This window comes from Pseudomonas sp. MPB03 (genome assembly GCF_046605385.1).
Classification (GTDB): Bacteria; Pseudomonadota; Gammaproteobacteria; order Pseudomonadales; family Pseudomonadaceae; genus Aquipseudomonas; species Aquipseudomonas zanjanensis.
The window spans coordinates 5,192,165-5,206,603 of the sequence record NZ_CP176770.1 but is presented as its reverse complement, the minus strand read 5'-3'; the positions used below and the strand labels follow the sequence as shown (position 1 = coordinate 5,206,603).

Here is a 14,439-nt window from a genome sequence, read left to right as displayed (position 1 = left end):
TGCGGGCACCTCAAATACACCGGCAACGTTTAAACTGCGCCTTTGCGACGCTATTTGTCGCATTGCCGTAAACCCGCGCAAAACGTGGGTTGGCGCTATAAGAAGTTGTCGCTTGGCGGCAAGGCCGGGCTGAAAACTGTCCTTACAATCCTTACCAAGCTCGCCAGTTCCAGGCGGGTGTTCCTCATCAGGAGACTCCGATGTCCGTTGAGCAAGCCGCGGTACAACGCGCCGATTTCGACCAGGTTATGGTTCCCAACTATGCACCTGCTGCCTTCATTCCTGTGCGTGGTGCCGGTTCCCGCGTATGGGATCAATCCGGTCGCGAGCTGATCGACTTTGCTGGCGGTATCGCAGTCAACGTACTGGGCCATGCCCACCCGGCGCTGGTCGGTGCACTGACCGAACAGGCCAACAAGCTGTGGCACGTCTCCAACGTTTTCACCAACGAACCGGCCCTGCGCCTGGCTCACAAACTGGTCAACGCGACCTTCGCCGAGCGCGCGTTCTTCTGCAACTCCGGCGCCGAAGCCAACGAGGCCGCCTTCAAGCTGGCCCGTCGCGTCGCCTTCGATCGTTTCGGCAGTGAAAATTACGAAATCATCGCCGCGCTCAATAGCTTCCACGGTCGTACCCTGTTCACCGTCAACGTCGGCGGGCAATCGAAGTACTCCGACGGTTTCGGGCCTAAAATTACCGGCATTACCCACGTTCCTTATAACGACCTGGCTGCTTTGAAAGCCGCCATTTCCGATAAGACCTGCGCCGTTGTGCTGGAACCGATCCAGGGCGAGGGCGGTGTGTTGCCGGCCGAGCAGGCCTACCTGCAAGGCGCCCGCGACCTGTGCGATGCCCACGATGCGCTGCTGGTCTTTGACGAAGTGCAGACCGGCATGGGCCGCAGCGGCCATCTGTTCGCCTACATGCATTACGGCGTGGTCCCGGACATCCTCACCAGCGCCAAGAGCCTGGGCGGTGGTTTCCCGATCGCGGCGATGCTCACCACCGAAGCGCTGGCCAAGCACCTGGTCGTCGGCACCCACGGCACCACCTACGGCGGCAACCCGCTGGCGTGTGCGGTGGCCGAGGCGGTAATCGACGTGATCAATACCCCTGAAGTGCTCGGTGGCGTCAAGACCAAGCACAACAAATTCAAGGCACGCCTGGAACAGATCGGCGAGAAGTACGGCCTGTTCACCCAGGTGCGTGGCCTGGGCCTGCTGATCGGTTGCGTGCTGAACGACGCCTGGAAAGGCAAGGCCAAGGACATCTTCAATGCCGCCGAACAGGAAGGCCTGATGATCCTCCAAGCCGGCCCGGACGTGATTCGCTTCGCCCCGAGCCTGGTGGTGGAAGACGCCGACATCGACGCCGGCCTGGACCGCTTCGAGCAGGCGGCGGCGAAGCTGACGCAAGCCTGAGGCTGACCCGGACCTCCCTTGTGGGAGCGAGCTTGCTCGCGATGGCGGTGCTTCAGTGAAATGAATGTTGACTGACACACCGCTATCGCGAGCAAGCTCGCTCCCACAGGAGTCTTGCAGCGGCTGAAAAATCGAAGACCGCCGCAGATGCAATGCGGGCCAGGGTGTTTGTTTAGTTTTTTTCTGTGTATCGACCCTTTGGTCGAACCGTTTATTTCAAGTTAAGGAGTGACACCATGCTGGTGATGCGCCCCGCGCAAATGGCTGATCTGGGCGAGGTACAGCGTCTGGCTGCGGACAGTCCGATCGGTGTCACCTCCTTGCCGGATGACGTTGAACGCCTGAGCGACAAGATCGCCGCCAGCGAAGCCTCGTTTGCCGCCGAAGTCAGTTTCAACGGCGAAGAGAGCTATTTCTTCGTCCTCGAAGACACCGCGACCGGCAAGCTGGCCGGCTGCTCGGCCATTGTCGCTTCGGCCGGTTATTCCGAACCGTTCTACAGCTTTCGCAACGAGACCTTCGTTCACGCGTCCCGTGAGCTGAAGATCCACAACAAGATCCACGTACTCTCCCAATGCCACGACCTGACCGGCAACAGCCTGTTGACCAGTTTCTACGTGGTGCCGGAATTGGTGGGTTCGCCGTGGTCGGAACTCAATTCCCGCGGGCGGCTGTTGTTCGTCGCCAGTCATCCGGAGCGGTTCGCCGATTCGGTGGTGACCGAGATCGTCGGCTACAGCGATGAGAATGGCGACTCGCCGTTCTGGGACGCCATCGGCCGCAATTTCTTCGACCTCAACTACGCCGCCGCCGAGCGTTTGTGCGGGCTGAAAAGCCGTACGTTCCTCGCCGAGCTGATGCCCCATTACCCGATCTACGTGCCGCTGTTGCCGGACGCCGCCCAGGAAGCCATGGGCCAGGTTCATCCGCGGGCGCAGATCACCTTCGACATCCTGATGCGCGAGGGTTTCGAGACCGATCACTACATCGACATCTTCGACGGTGGCCCGACCCTGCATGCCCGTGTCTCGGGCATCCGTTCGATTGCCCAGAGCCGCGTGGTGCCGGTCAAGATCGGCGAACCGGTCAAGGGGGCCGGCCGCCAATACCTGGTGGCCAATGCCCAATTGCAGGATTACCGCGCCGTGCTGCTCGAGCTCGACTACGCGCCAGGCAAGCCTGTAACGCTGGACATGGAAGCGGCCGAAGCCTTGGGCGTTGGCGAAGGCGCCAGCGTGCGTTTGGTAGCGGTATAACGCTTTACAGCTGAGTTTCGCGGGTGGCGAGAGCGGCCCGTCTGAGGAGATAGCATGATCGTTCGTCCCGTACGCAGCAGCGACTTACCCGCTCTGATCGCCCTGGCCCGCAGCACGGGCACCGGCCTGACTACCTTGCCGGCCAACGAAGAGCGCCTGGCCCATCGGGTCGGCTGGGCCGAGAAGACCTTTCGCGGCGAAGCCGGGCGTGGTGACGCGGACTACCTGTTCGTGCTCGAAGACGATGACGGTCGCGTGGTGGGCATTTCCGCCATCGCCGGCGCGGTGGGATTGCGTGAGCCCTGGTACAACTTCCGGGTCGGCCTGACGGTCAGCGCGTCCCAGGAGTTGAACATTTATCGGGAAATCCCGACGTTGTTCCTGGCCAACGACCTGACCGGCAATTCGGAGCTGTGCTCGCTGTTCCTCCACGCCGACTTCCGCAATGGCCTCAACGGCCGGATGCTGGCCAAGGCGCGGCTGTTGTTCATCGCCGAATTCCCGCAGTTGTTCGGCAACAAGATCATCGCCGAGATGCGCGGCATGTCCGACGACAACGGGCGTTCGCCGTTCTGGGAAAGCCTGGGCCGGCATTTCTTCAAGATGGAATTCAGCCAGGCCGATTACCTGACCGGCGTTGGTAACAAGGCGTTCATCGCCGAGCTGATGCCCAAGTTCCCGCTGTACACCTGCTTCTTGTCCGAAGATGCCCGGGCCGTGATTGGCCAGGTTCATCCAGATACCGAACCGGCGCTGTCGATGCTCAAGAGCGAAGGGTTCAGCTACCAGGGTTACGTCGACATCTTCGACGCCGGCCCGGCGGTGGAATGCGAAACCGGCAAGATCCGCGCGATTCGCGACAGCCAGGCGCTGGTGCTGGCCATCGGCACGCCGGGCGATGACGCCACGCCGTTCCTCATCCATAACCGCAAGCGCGAAGACTGCCGCATCACCGCGGCACCGGCGCGCTTTGCCGCAGGCACACTGGTGGTCGATCCGCTGACCGCCAAACGTCTTCAACTCAACGCCGGCGACCAGGTGCGTGCCGTGGCGTTGTCTGCTGCCCGGGAGTCAAAATGATGAAGTCGTTGTACATCGCAGGTAGCTGGCTGGAAGGCCAGGGCGACCTCTTCGAGTCGTTGAATCCAGTGACCCAGCAGGTGTTGTGGTCGGGCAACGGCGCCACCGCGGCGCAGGTGGAATCGGCGGTGCAGGCCGCGCGCCAAGCGTTCCCGGACTGGGCCCGCCGCTCGCTGGATGAACGCATCCAGGTGCTGGAGGCCTTTGCCGCGTCCCTGAAAAGCCATGCTGACGAACTGGCCCGGTGCATCGGTGAAGAAACCGGCAAGCCGTTGTGGGAAGCGGCGACCGAGGTGACCAGCATGGTCAACAAAATCGCCATTTCGGTGCAGAGCTACCGCGAGCGGACCGGCGAGAAGAGCGGCCCCCTGGGCGACGCCACCGCCGTGCTGCGCCACAAACCCCACGGTGTGGTGGCGGTGTTCGGCCCTTACAACTTCCCTGGCCATTTGCCCAATGGCCACATCGTGCCTGCGCTGCTCGCCGGCAACTGCGTGTTGTTCAAGCCGAGCGAGCTGACGCCGAAAGTCGCCGAGCTGACGGTCAAGTGCTGGGTCGAGGCGGGTTTGCCGGCGGGCGTGCTGAACCTGCTGCAAGGCGCGCGGGAAACCGGTATCGCCCTGGCGGCGAACCCGGGCATCGACGGGCTGTTCTTCACCGGCTCCAGCCGCACCGGAAACTTGCTGCACCAACAGTTTTCCGGTCGCCCGGACAAGATCCTCGCGCTGGAAATGGGCGGTAACAACCCACTGGTGGTGGATGAGGTGGCGGACGTCGATGCGGCGGTCTACACCATTATCCAATCCGCCTTCATTTCCGCCGGGCAGCGCTGCACGTGTGCGCGCCGCCTGCTGGTGCCGGTAAGTGCCTGGGGCGATGCCTTGCTGGCGCGCCTGGTGGCGGTCAGTTCTACCCTTGAAGTGGGTGCCTTCGACCAGCAACCGGCACCGTTCATGGGCTCGGTGATTTCCCTGGGCGCGGCCAAGGCGCTGATGGATGCGCAAAACCACTTGCTGGGCAAAGGCGCAGTGCCGCTGTTGGCCATGACTCAGCCGCAGGCCCAGGCTGCATTGCTGACGCCGGGTATCCTGGACGTGACGGCCGTGGCCGAGCGTCCCGACGAGGAGTTGTTCGGGCCGTTGCTGCAAGTGATCCGCTACAAGGATTTCCCCGCAGCGATTACCGAAGCCAACAACACGCAATATGGCCTGGCCGCCGGCTTGCTGTCCGATTCCCAGGACCGTTACCAAGAGTTCTGGCTGCAAAGCCGCGCCGGTATCGTCAACTGGAACAAACAGCTGACCGGCGCCGCCAGCAGCGCGCCGTTCGGCGGTGTCGGTGCCTCGGGCAACCATCGCGCCAGCGCTTATTACGCGGCGGATTATTGCGCGTACCCGGTGGCTTCCCTGGAGACGCCGAGCCTTGTCATGCCGGCGAGCCTGACGCCTGGCGTAAAAATGGTTTAAGCCCCAATCGCGAGCAAGCTCGCTCCCACAAGGACGGTGCAAGACCCTGTGGGAGCGAGCTTGCTCGCGAAGGCCGCGCCTCGGTATTCGATCAAAACCGTTACCTGATGCCTATAAAAAACAGATTCTCGTGGAGCCTCGCTGATGAAATCCTATGAAGTCAACTTTGACGGTCTAGTGGGGCCGACCCATAACTACGGCGGGCTCTCGTACGGCAACGTCGCGTCCCAGAGCAACAGCCAGCAGTCCTCGAACCCCAAGGAAGCGGCGTTGCAGGGCCTGGCGAAAATGAAAGCGCTGATGGACATGGGTTTCCAGCAAGGCGTGCTGGCACCGCAGGAGCGCCCGGACGTGGCGGCTTTGCGTCGGCTGGGCTTTGCCGGCAGCGATGCCCAGGTCATCCAGCAGGCCGCGAAAGAAGCGATGCCACTGTTGGTCGCCAGTTGCTCGGCCTCCAGCATGTGGGTGGCCAACGCCGCCACGGTCAGCCCGAGCGCCGACACGGCCGATGGCCGCGTGCACTTCACCGCCGCCAACCTGAACTGCAAATACCACCGCAGCATCGAGCATCCGACCACCAGCCGTGTGCTGGGGGCGATGTTCGCCAACCCGCAACACTTCGCCCATCACGCCGCGTTGCCGGCGGTGGCGCAGTTCGGCGATGAAGGCGCGGCCAACCACACCCGTTTCTGCCGCGCCTACGGCGAGGCCGGTGTCGAATTCTTCGTCTTCGGTCGCAGTGCCTTCGACACCCGTTACCCCGCACCGCAGAAATATCCGGCACGCCAAACCCTCGAAGCCTCCCAGGCGGTTGCGCGCCTGCATGGTCTGCGGGAGGAGGGCGTGGTCTACGCGCAACAGAATCCGTCGGTGATCGACCAAGGCGTGTTCCACAACGACGTGATCGCGGTGGGTAATGGCGAAGTGCTGTTCTATCACGAGGACGCGTTTCTCGAGACCGACAAGATGCTGGCCGAATTGAGCAGCAAACTCGCCAAGGTCGGTGGGAAATTTCAATCGGTGTGCGTACCGCGTTCGGCGGTCACCGTCGATGATGCGGTTCGTTCCTACCTGTTCAATAGCCAGTTGCTGTCGCGTCCCGACGGCTCGATGCTATTGATCGTGCCGGAAGAATGCCGCGGCAACGAACGCGTCTGGCAATACTTGCAAGGCCTGACGGGCGCTGGCGGCGTTATCCGCGAAGTGAAGGTCTTCGACCTCAAGCAAAGCATGCAGAACGGCGGCGGCCCTGCTTGCCTGAGGTTGCGCGTAGCGCTGAATGAAACCGAACTGGCGGCCGTCAACCCAGGGGTTATCATGACCGCGCCGCTGTACGATTCGCTGACCCAATGGGTCGAGCGTCACTACCGCGACCGCATGACCGAGAATGACCTGGCAGACCCGCAGTTGCTGCTCGAATGCCGCGGGGCACTGGATGAACTGACACAAATCCTTAAACTTGGCGCGGTTTATCCTTTCCAGATCAATTGAAAGCGCGCGCGACCTGACTACAGTCAAAGCAGGGCGCGTTGCCTTATCCCCAGACGAGAATGTAAAGACATGAGCGATACCCTGCAGCTGATCCTCGAAGACACCGACGGCACCCAACTGGAAACCTCCTGCACCCGCGTCGCGGTGATGTGGCAAGGCAAGGAATTGTGGATCCAGCAGGATGGCCGCGGTCAGCTGCTGATCGGCGTTGACGTCGAGGAAGGGGACGAGGAATACGCCAACCTGTTGTTGCGTCCATTGGCGACCAACCTGGTCAGCCTGCAACTGGAAATGGAACCGGCGGACGTCGGCGACGATGACCATGTCCATGGCCCGGATTGCGGCCACGACCACTAAGGAAACCGCGCTATGCTCGCCCTCGGCAAACTGCTTGAACTGACCCTCGCCGGCCGTGAACCGGCGGAGAAGACTCAACTGACTGTCGAAGGCGTACGGATGCGCTGGTTGAGCGAGGGCGCGCTGGAGGTCAAGCCGCCCGAAGCCTGGGACAACGGCCTGGACCTGCTGCTGTCGGCCGGCATCCACGGCAACGAAACCGCGCCGATCGAATTGCTCGACCGCCTGCTGCATGACATCGCCCGTGGTGACCTGAAACCCCGGGCACGCATTCTGTTCCTGTTCGGCAACCCCGAGGCCATCCGGCGCGGTGAGCGTTTCGTCGAACAGGACGTCAACCGGCTGTTCAATGGTCGCCATGAGTTGAGCGGTGGTCCTGAGGCGCTGCGGGCCTGCGAGCTGGAGCGGCTGGCCGCCAGTTTTTTCAGCCGGCCGGAGCGCAGTCGCTTGCACTACGACCTGCACACTGCCATTCGTGGCTCGAAGATCGAGCAGTTCGCCCTCTATCCATGGAAAGAAGGTCGCCAGCATTCACGCCGGGAACTGGCGCGCCTGCGTGCCGCGGGCATGGAAGCGGTGCTGCTGCAGAACAAGCCGTCCATCGTGTTCAGTGCCTATACCTACGATCAGCTCGGTGCCGAATCCTTCACCTTGGAGCTGGGCAAGGCCCGGCCGTTCGGGCAGAACGACGGAGTCAACGTCAGCCTGCTGGAAACTGGCCTGCACCAGATCATCGAAGGCAACGAGCCGGAGTTGGACGAGGGCCTCGATGGCCTCCAGCTGTTCAGCGTGGCCCGGGAAATCATCAAGCACAGCGACAGTTTCCGCCTTAACCTGCCGGCGGATGTCGAGAACTTCTCCGAGCTTGAAAAAGGCTATGTGCTGGCCGAAGACATCGCCCAGACCCGCTGGGTGATCGAAGAGGAGGGCGCGCGGATCATCTTCCCGAACCCCAAGGTCAAGAATGGCTTGCGGGCTGGCATCCTGATCGTGCCGGCGACTGATGAAAGCCTGGTCTAAAACCTCCACAAAACCAATGTGGGAGCGAGCTTGCTCGCGATAGCGGAGTGTCAGTCGCCTTCAATATAGACTGGAACACCGCTATCGCGAGCAAGCTCGCTCCCACAGGTTTTTTTTGCAGCTTTAGACCGCTACCGCCCGCTGTTCACTGCGACGCAACGTCCGGGTCTTGTGCAAGGTATCGGCGCAGGTCTTCGCCGCCTCCTGGCCCTTGTGCACGAAATGCTCGAAGAAGAACTTCTGATGTTCTTCCCCGGCATGGAAGTGATGCGGCGTGAGCACGACCGAGAACACCGGCACTTCGGTTTCCAATTGCACCTGCATCAGGCCACTGATGACCGATTGGGCGACAAACTCGTGGCGGTAGATACCACCGTCCACCACCAGGCCGGCGGCGACGATGCCGGCGTAGCGGCCTGACTTGGCCAGCAGCTTGGCGTGCAGCGGAATTTCGAAGGCGCCGCCGACTTCGAAGAAGTCGATATCACTTTCCTGGTAACCCTGGAGGATCATTTCGGCGACGAAGCCTTTCCGGCTCTGGTCGACGATTTCCTTGTGCCAGCAGGCCTGGATGAACGCGACGCGCTCGCCCGGATGACTTTTGCTTTTGCTGTCGATTGCAGTGGGTTGCATGTTCTGGTTCCTGTTTGTGTGAAAAACAGGGCGTCATGAATCGAAGGGGATTCGAGGGTACGCCGCGCACGGAGTCGCAGTCGGCCCTTGGGTGTCGATCCCGTTCTCTCTTCATCCGGACTATGACCGTCGGCCCCGGAATCACACCGGGTCTGCTGACCTTGTCGCTACACCCCAAAAAGCGATGTAGCGCCAAGCGCTCGCGGGCTATGCGCATTGCGCGCAATTACCGCCGGTGGGGAGTTGCACCCCGCCCTGAGAACGTTTTGCCGCCACGGCATGTGACGGCGGAGATTTTTTAACACATAAACCACTGTGGGAGCGAGCTTGCTCGCGATAGCGGTGGTTCAGCTTGCATCGATGCAGGGTTTACTGCCGCCATCGCGAGCAAGCTCGCTCCCACAGGGGATTTGGATAATCTGTTGGGTTAGTGTGGTCCTGGGCTTGATTATTCCGCGCCATGCCCGCAGTAATTGTCCTTCGAAAGGGAATTCCCCAAACAGCACCCGAGGCCAGATTCATGAGTGTTATCGATCTTCGCAGCGACACGGTCACCCAACCTTCCGCCGGCATGCTCGATGCCATGGCCAGTGCGCCGACCGGCGACGATGTGTATGGCGAAGACCCGACCGTCAATCGCCTCGAAGCTGAACTGGCCGCGCGCCTGGGCTTTGCCGCAGCGCTGTTCGTGCCGACGGGCACCATGAGCAACCTGTTGGGGTTGATGGCCCACTGCGAGCGCGGCGATGAGTACATCGTCGGCCAGCAGGCCCACACCTATAAATACGAAGGCGGCGGAGCGGCGGTGCTCGGTTCGATCCAGCCCCAGCCTCTGGAGGTGCAGGCGGACGGTTCCCTGGACCTGGCGCACGTCGCCGCGGCGATCAAGCCCGATGACTTCCACTTTGCCCGCACCCGCCTGCTGGCCTTGGAAAACACCATGCAGGGCAAGGTGCTGCCGCTGGAATACCTGGCTCGGGCCCGGCGTTTCACCCAGGAACATGGCCTGGCGCTGCACCTGGACGGGGCGCGGTTGTACAACGCTGCGGTCAAGCTGAATGTCGATGCCCGGCAGATCACACAACATTTCGATTCGGTGTCGGTGTGCCTGTCCAAGGGCCTTGGCGCGCCAGTGGGCTCGGTCCTGTGCGGCAGCGTCGAGCTGATCGGCAAGGCGCGTCGGTTGCGCAAGATGGTCGGTGGCGGCATGCGCCAGGCCGGCATTCTCGCGGCGGCGGGGCTGTATGCCCTGGAACATCACGTGCAGCGCCTGGCCGATGACCACGCCAATGCCCAGCGGCTCGCCGAGGGCTTGCGTGCGGCGGGCTACAAGGTCGAGCCGGTGCAGACCAACATGGTCTACGTACAAATGGGCGAGCGGGCCGAGGTGATCAAGGCGTTTGCCGATGAACGGGGCATCAAGCTCAGCGCGGCGCCACGCTTGCGAATGGTGACGCACATGGACGTGAGCGCGGCGCAAATCGACCAGGTGATCGCCGCTTTCGTCGATTTTTCCCGCCAATGACCCGTTAACCTGGGCAATTGACAGTTTCTATCACATAAACACGCTGTACCCCACGCGCAGGGCCGATATAATGCGGCCCTTTGCCGTTGCTTCGTCTGTTGACGTTTTGCACAGGCCTTTGGCCGCAGCCTCCGTGGAAGAACCTAATGAAAAGCGCAGAAATCCGTGAAGCCTTCCTTCGCTTCTTCGAAGAGCAAGGCCACACCCGAGTAGCCTCCAGCTCTTTGATTCCGGGCAACGACCCGACCCTGCTGTTCACCAACGCGGGGATGAACCAGTTCAAGGACTGCTTCCTGGGCCAGGAAAAACGTGCCTACACCCGTGCAGTGAGCAGCCAGAAGTGCGTGCGTGCCGGCGGCAAGCACAACGACCTGGAAAACGTCGGCTATACCGCACGTCACCACACGTTCTTCGAAATGCTGGGTAACTTCAGCTTCGGTGATTATTTCAAGCGCGACGCTATCACTTTCGCCTGGACCTTCCTGACCTCCGACAAGTGGCTGAACCTGCCCAAGGAGAAGCTCTGGGTAACGGTCTACGCCACCGATGACGAAGCCTATGACATCTGGACCAAGGAGGTCGGTGTCCCGGCAGAGCGCATGGTGCGCATCGGCGACAACAAAGGCGCGCCTTACGCCTCCGATAACTTCTGGACCATGGGCGACACCGGCCCATGCGGTCCTTGCACCGAGATTTTCTACGATCACGGCGCCGACATCTGGGGCGGCCCACCCGGCTCGCCGGAAGAAGACGGCGACCGCTACATCGAGATCTGGAACAACGTGTTCATGCAATTCAACCGCACCGCCGATGGCGTGTTGCATCCGCTGCCAGCGCCGTCGGTGGACACCGGCATGGGCCTGGAGCGGATCAGTGCGGTGCTGCAGCACGTTCATTCCAACTACGAGATCGACCTGTTCCAGAGCCTGCTGAGCGCGTCGGCCAAGGCCATCGGTTGCACCAACGACAACCAGGCTTCGCTGAAAGTCGTCGCTGACCACATCCGTTCCTGCGGTTTCCTGATTGCCGACGGTGTGCTGCCTTCCAACGAAGGTCGCGGTTATGTGCTGCGCCGGATCATCCGTCGCGCCTGCCGTCACGGCAACAAGCTGGGCGCCAAGGGCAGCTTCTTCTATCAGATCGTCGGAGCGTTGGTGGCCGAGATGGGCGAAGCCTTCCCGGAACTCAAGTCCCAGCAGGCGCACATCGAGCGCGTGCTCAAGGCGGAAGAAGAGCAATTCGCCAAGACCCTGGAGCAAGGCCTGAAGATCCTCGAGCAGGACCTGGCCGAACTCAAGGGCAGCGTGGTCCCGGGCGACGTGGTGTTCAAGCTGTACGACACCTACGGTTTCCCGATGGACCTGACCGGCGACATCGCCCGCGAACGCAACCTGACCCTCGACGAGGACGGTTTCGAGCGCGAGATGGAAGCCCAGCGGGTGCGCGCGCGTTCCGCCAGCTCCTTCGGCATGGACTACAACAGCCTGGTCAAGGTTGACGTGGCCACCGAATTCACCGGCTATGCCGGCACCACCGGTTCGGCCAAGATCGTTGCCATCTATAAGGATGGGCAGTCGGTGGACATCCTGAGCGAAGGCCAGGAAGGCGTGATCGTGTTGGACAAGACGCCGTTCTACGCCGAGTCCGGCGGCCAGATCGGCGACAGCGGTTACCTGCAAGCGGGCAGCTCGCGTTTCGACGTGCGTGACACCACCAAGACCGGTGGTGCTTTCCTGCACCATGGCGTGCTGGCGTCGGGCAGCTTGATGATCGCCGCTCCCGTGGCGGCCCATGTCGATGCCGAGGTTCGCCACGCGACATCGCTGAACCACTCCGCCACGCACTTGCTGCACGCAGCGTTGCGCCAGGTGCTGGGCGAGCATGTCCAGCAGAAGGGCTCGTTGGTGGACAGCCAGCGCCTGCGCTTTGACTTCAGCCATTTTGAAGCCATCAAGCCTGAGCAGATCAAGGCGCTGGAAGACATCGTCAACGCCGAGATTCGCAAGAACTCTCCGGTAGAGACTGAGGAAACCGACATCGAGACCGCCAAGCGCAAGGGCGCGATGGCGTTGTTCGGTGAGAAATATGGCGACAATGTGCGCGTGCTGAGCATGGGCGGTGATTTCTCCGTGGAGCTGTGCGGTGGTATCCACGCCAATCGCACCGGCGACATCGGCCTGCTCAAGATCATCAGCGAAGGCGGCGTCGCCTCCGGCGTGCGGCGTATCGAGGCGGTCACTGGCGCAGCGGCGCTGGCGTACCTCAACGCGGCGGAAGAACAACTCAAGGAAGCGGCAAGCCTGATCAGGGGCAGCCGCGACAACCTGATCGACAAGCTGTCGGCTGTGCTGGAACGCAACCGCCTGCTGGAAAAGCAACTCGAGCAGTTGCAGGCCAAGGCCGCCAGCGCCGCGGGCGACGATCTGTCGGCCCAGGCCGTGGACGTCAAGGGCGTGAAGGTGCTGGCCGTGCGTCTGGATGGCCAGGATGGCAAGGCGCTGTTGGCGCTGGTCGATCAACTGAAAAACAAACTCGGCCGCGCAGTGATCCTGCTCGGCAGTGTCCATGAGGAAAAGGTCGTTCTTGTCGCAGGCGTGACCAAAGACCTGACTGGCCAACTCAAAGCCGGTGATTTGATGAAGCAGGCCGCTGCGGCAGTGGGCGGCAAGGGCGGTGGTCGTCCGGACATGGCGCAAGGCGGTGGTACCGACGTCGGCGCACTGGACGCGGCACTGGCCCAGACCGTTGCATTTGTAGAGCAGGGTATTTAAGGCAGCGTCGCGGGCTCGTGGTCTAGTGACGAGCCCGCGCGCTGCTGATTGAATTATTGGGCGCCCTTCATGGGCAGAGGCGGCTTTGAAATGGCTTTGATCGTACAGAAATTTGGAGGCACCTCGGTCGGCACTGTCGAGAGAATCGAACAAGTCGCCGACAAGGTTAAGAAATTCCGTGAAGCGGGCGATGACCTGGTGGTTGTGCTGTCGGCCATGAGCGGCGAGACCAACCGTCTGATCGATCTGGCCAAGCAAATCAGCGGAGACCAGCAACCGGTTCCCCGCGAGCTGGACGTGATCGTTTCCACTGGCGAGCAGGTGACCATCGCCTTGCTGGCCATGGCGCTGATCAAGCGTGGTGTGCCGGCGGTGTCCTACACCGGCAACCAGGTGCGCATCCTGACGGACAGCGCGCACAACAAAGCGCGTATCCTGCAGATCGACGACCAGAAGATCCGCGGTGACCTGAAGGCTGGCCGTGTCGTGGTCGTCGCTGGTTTCCAGGGCGTGGACGAGCAGGGCAACATCACCACCCTCGGCCGTGGCGGTTCCGACACCACCGGCGTGGCGCTGGCAGCGGCTCTCAAGGCTGACGAATGCCAGATCTACACCGATGTGGACGGCGTCTACACCACCGACCCACGGGTCGTGCCTGTGGCCCAGCGCCTGGACAAGATCACGTTCGAAGAAATGCTGGAAATGGCCAGTCTAGGCTCGAAGGTGTTGCAGATCCGGGCGGTTGAGTTCGCCGGCAAGTACAACGTTCCGCTGCGCGTTCTGCACAGCTTCAAAGAGGGTCCGGGCACCCTCATTACTATCGATGAAGAGGAATCCATGGAACAGCCGATCATTTCCGGCATCGCTTTCAACCGCGATGAAGCCAAGCTGACCATCCGTGGCGTGCCAGACACCCCCGGCGTGGCGTTCAAGATTCTCGGCCCGATCAGCGCCGCGAACATCGAAGTCGACATGATCGTGCAGAACGTTTCGCACGATAACACCACCGACTTCACCTTCACCGTGCACCGCAACGACTACCAGTCTGCCGAAGCGATCCTGAAAAAGACCGCTGGCGAGATCGGTGCCCGGGAAGTGGTGGGCGATACCAAGATCGCCAAGGTCTCGATCGTTGGTGTCGGCATGCGTTCCCACGCGGGCGTGGCCAGCCGCATGTTCGAATCCCTGGCCAAGGAAAGCATCAACATCCAGATGATCTCTACCTCGGAAATCAAGGTTTCCGTGGTCATCGAAGAGAAGTACCTGGAACTGGCCGTGCGCGCCCTGCACACGGCTTTCGAACTCGACGCTGCTGTCCAACAGGGCGAGTAAAGCGTTGTCTTGAGGGCGCGGCTGGACCGCGCCCTTTGTTTTTCTGAATGGCGCGTCTCAAAACTGTTCTTTTGCCCGCGCTGGTCA

General features: G+C 61.8%; 11 protein-coding genes and 1 riboswitch. Of the genes, 10 read left to right on the top strand and 1 reads right to left on the bottom strand.

The window, feature by feature from the left end:
* Window positions 1–200: 200 nt before the first annotated feature.
* The 7 genes from ACLH0I_RS22465 (at window position 201) to astE (ending at window position 8,091) form a co-directional block, all read left to right on the top strand.
* Window positions 201–1,421, top strand: coding sequence for an aspartate aminotransferase family protein (locus tag ACLH0I_RS22465; protein WP_411385417.1), 1,221 nt, complete (start codon window positions 201–203; stop codon window positions 1,419–1,421).
* Window positions 1,422–1,657: 236 nt separating this feature from the next.
* Window positions 1,658–2,677 carry an arginine/ornithine succinyltransferase subunit alpha gene (aruF, locus tag ACLH0I_RS22460; protein ID WP_003178851.1) on the top strand — a complete coding sequence of 340 codons (1,020 nt, stop codon included), beginning with the start codon at window positions 1,658–1,660 and terminating at the stop codon, window positions 2,675–2,677.
* A gap of 54 nt (window positions 2,678–2,731) precedes the next feature.
* Window positions 2,732–3,757 carry an arginine N-succinyltransferase gene (astA, locus tag ACLH0I_RS22455; RefSeq protein WP_186707069.1) on the top strand — a complete coding sequence of 342 codons (1,026 nt, stop codon included), beginning with the start codon at window positions 2,732–2,734 and terminating at the stop codon, window positions 3,755–3,757.
* The gene (gene astD / locus ACLH0I_RS22450; protein ID WP_411385416.1) at window positions 3,754–5,223 is read left to right on the top strand and encodes a succinylglutamate-semialdehyde dehydrogenase; all 1,470 of its coding nucleotides are present in this window, start codon (window positions 3,754–3,756) and stop codon (window positions 5,221–5,223) included. The genes astA and astD overlap by 4 nt, the downstream gene beginning before the upstream one ends.
* Before the next feature lie 144 nt (window positions 5,224–5,367).
* Window positions 5,368–6,714, top strand: coding sequence for an N-succinylarginine dihydrolase (astB, locus tag ACLH0I_RS22445; RefSeq protein ID WP_250963461.1), 1,347 nt, complete (start codon window positions 5,368–5,370; stop codon window positions 6,712–6,714).
* 69 nt (window positions 6,715–6,783) lie between these two features.
* Window positions 6,784–7,071: a hypothetical protein gene (locus tag ACLH0I_RS22440; protein ID WP_003178862.1), complete on the top strand. Its 288-nt coding sequence runs from the start codon at window positions 6,784–6,786 to the stop codon at window positions 7,069–7,071.
* Between the two features lie 12 nt (window positions 7,072–7,083).
* A complete protein-coding gene (gene astE / locus ACLH0I_RS22435; RefSeq protein ID WP_411385415.1) occupies window positions 7,084–8,091 on the top strand; it encodes a succinylglutamate desuccinylase in 1,008 nt (335 codons plus the stop codon).
* A gap of 123 nt (window positions 8,092–8,214) precedes the next feature.
* Here the strand turns inward: astE and ACLH0I_RS22430 are convergent, their stop codons facing one another.
* The gene (locus tag ACLH0I_RS22430; RefSeq protein ID WP_411385414.1) at window positions 8,215–8,724 is read right to left on the bottom strand and encodes a 6,7-dimethyl-8-ribityllumazine synthase; all 510 of its coding nucleotides are present in this window, start codon (window positions 8,722–8,724) and stop codon (window positions 8,215–8,217) included.
* 98 nt (window positions 8,725–8,822) lie between these two features.
* A riboswitch (FMN riboswitch) is annotated at window positions 8,823–8,991 on the bottom strand.
* A 253-nt stretch (window positions 8,992–9,244) separates the two neighbouring features.
* Here ACLH0I_RS22430 and ltaE point away from each other — a divergent pair.
* From ltaE to ACLH0I_RS22415, 3 genes are all read left to right on the top strand, one after another.
* Entirely contained in the window at window positions 9,245–10,249 is a 1,005-nt protein-coding gene (gene ltaE / locus ACLH0I_RS22425) for a low-specificity L-threonine aldolase (protein WP_411385413.1), read from the top strand.
* Between the two features lie 146 nt (window positions 10,250–10,395).
* On the top strand, window positions 10,396–13,020 hold the full coding sequence (gene alaS, locus ACLH0I_RS22420) for an alanine--tRNA ligase (RefSeq protein ID WP_411385412.1): 2,625 nt from the start codon (window positions 10,396–10,398) through the stop codon (window positions 13,018–13,020).
* A gap of 90 nt (window positions 13,021–13,110) precedes the next feature.
* The gene (locus ACLH0I_RS22415; RefSeq protein ID WP_053124398.1) at window positions 13,111–14,352 is read left to right on the top strand and encodes an aspartate kinase; all 1,242 of its coding nucleotides are present in this window, start codon (window positions 13,111–13,113) and stop codon (window positions 14,350–14,352) included.
* Window positions 14,353–14,439 lie beyond the last annotated feature (87 nt).

Bases quoted from the DNA above. Each gene is read 5' to 3' on its own strand.
- astD (WP_411385416.1), top strand. From the start codon at position 3,754: ATGATGAAGTCGTTGTACATCGCAGGTAGCTGGCTGGAAGGCCAGGGC.
- alaS (WP_411385412.1), top strand. From the start codon at position 10,396: ATGAAAAGCGCAGAAATCCGTGAAGCCTTCCTTCGCTTCTTCGAAGAG.
- astE (WP_411385415.1), top strand. From the start codon at position 7,084: ATGCTCGCCCTCGGCAAACTGCTTGAACTGACCCTCGCCGGCCGTGAA.
- astA (WP_186707069.1), top strand. From the start codon at position 2,732: ATGATCGTTCGTCCCGTACGCAGCAGCGACTTACCCGCTCTGATCGCC.
- ACLH0I_RS22415 (WP_053124398.1), top strand. From the start codon at position 13,111: ATGGCTTTGATCGTACAGAAATTTGGAGGCACCTCGGTCGGCACTGTC.
- ltaE (WP_411385413.1), top strand. From the start codon at position 9,245: ATGAGTGTTATCGATCTTCGCAGCGACACGGTCACCCAACCTTCCGCC.
- aruF (WP_003178851.1), top strand. From the start codon at position 1,658: ATGCTGGTGATGCGCCCCGCGCAAATGGCTGATCTGGGCGAGGTACAG.
- astB (WP_250963461.1), top strand. From the start codon at position 5,368: ATGAAATCCTATGAAGTCAACTTTGACGGTCTAGTGGGGCCGACCCAT.
- ACLH0I_RS22465 (WP_411385417.1), top strand. From the start codon at position 201: ATGTCCGTTGAGCAAGCCGCGGTACAACGCGCCGATTTCGACCAGGTT.
- ACLH0I_RS22440 (WP_003178862.1), top strand. From the start codon at position 6,784: ATGAGCGATACCCTGCAGCTGATCCTCGAAGACACCGACGGCACCCAA.
- ACLH0I_RS22430 (WP_411385414.1), bottom strand. From the start codon at position 8,724: ATGCAACCCACTGCAATCGACAGCAAAAGCAAAAGTCATCCGGGCGAG.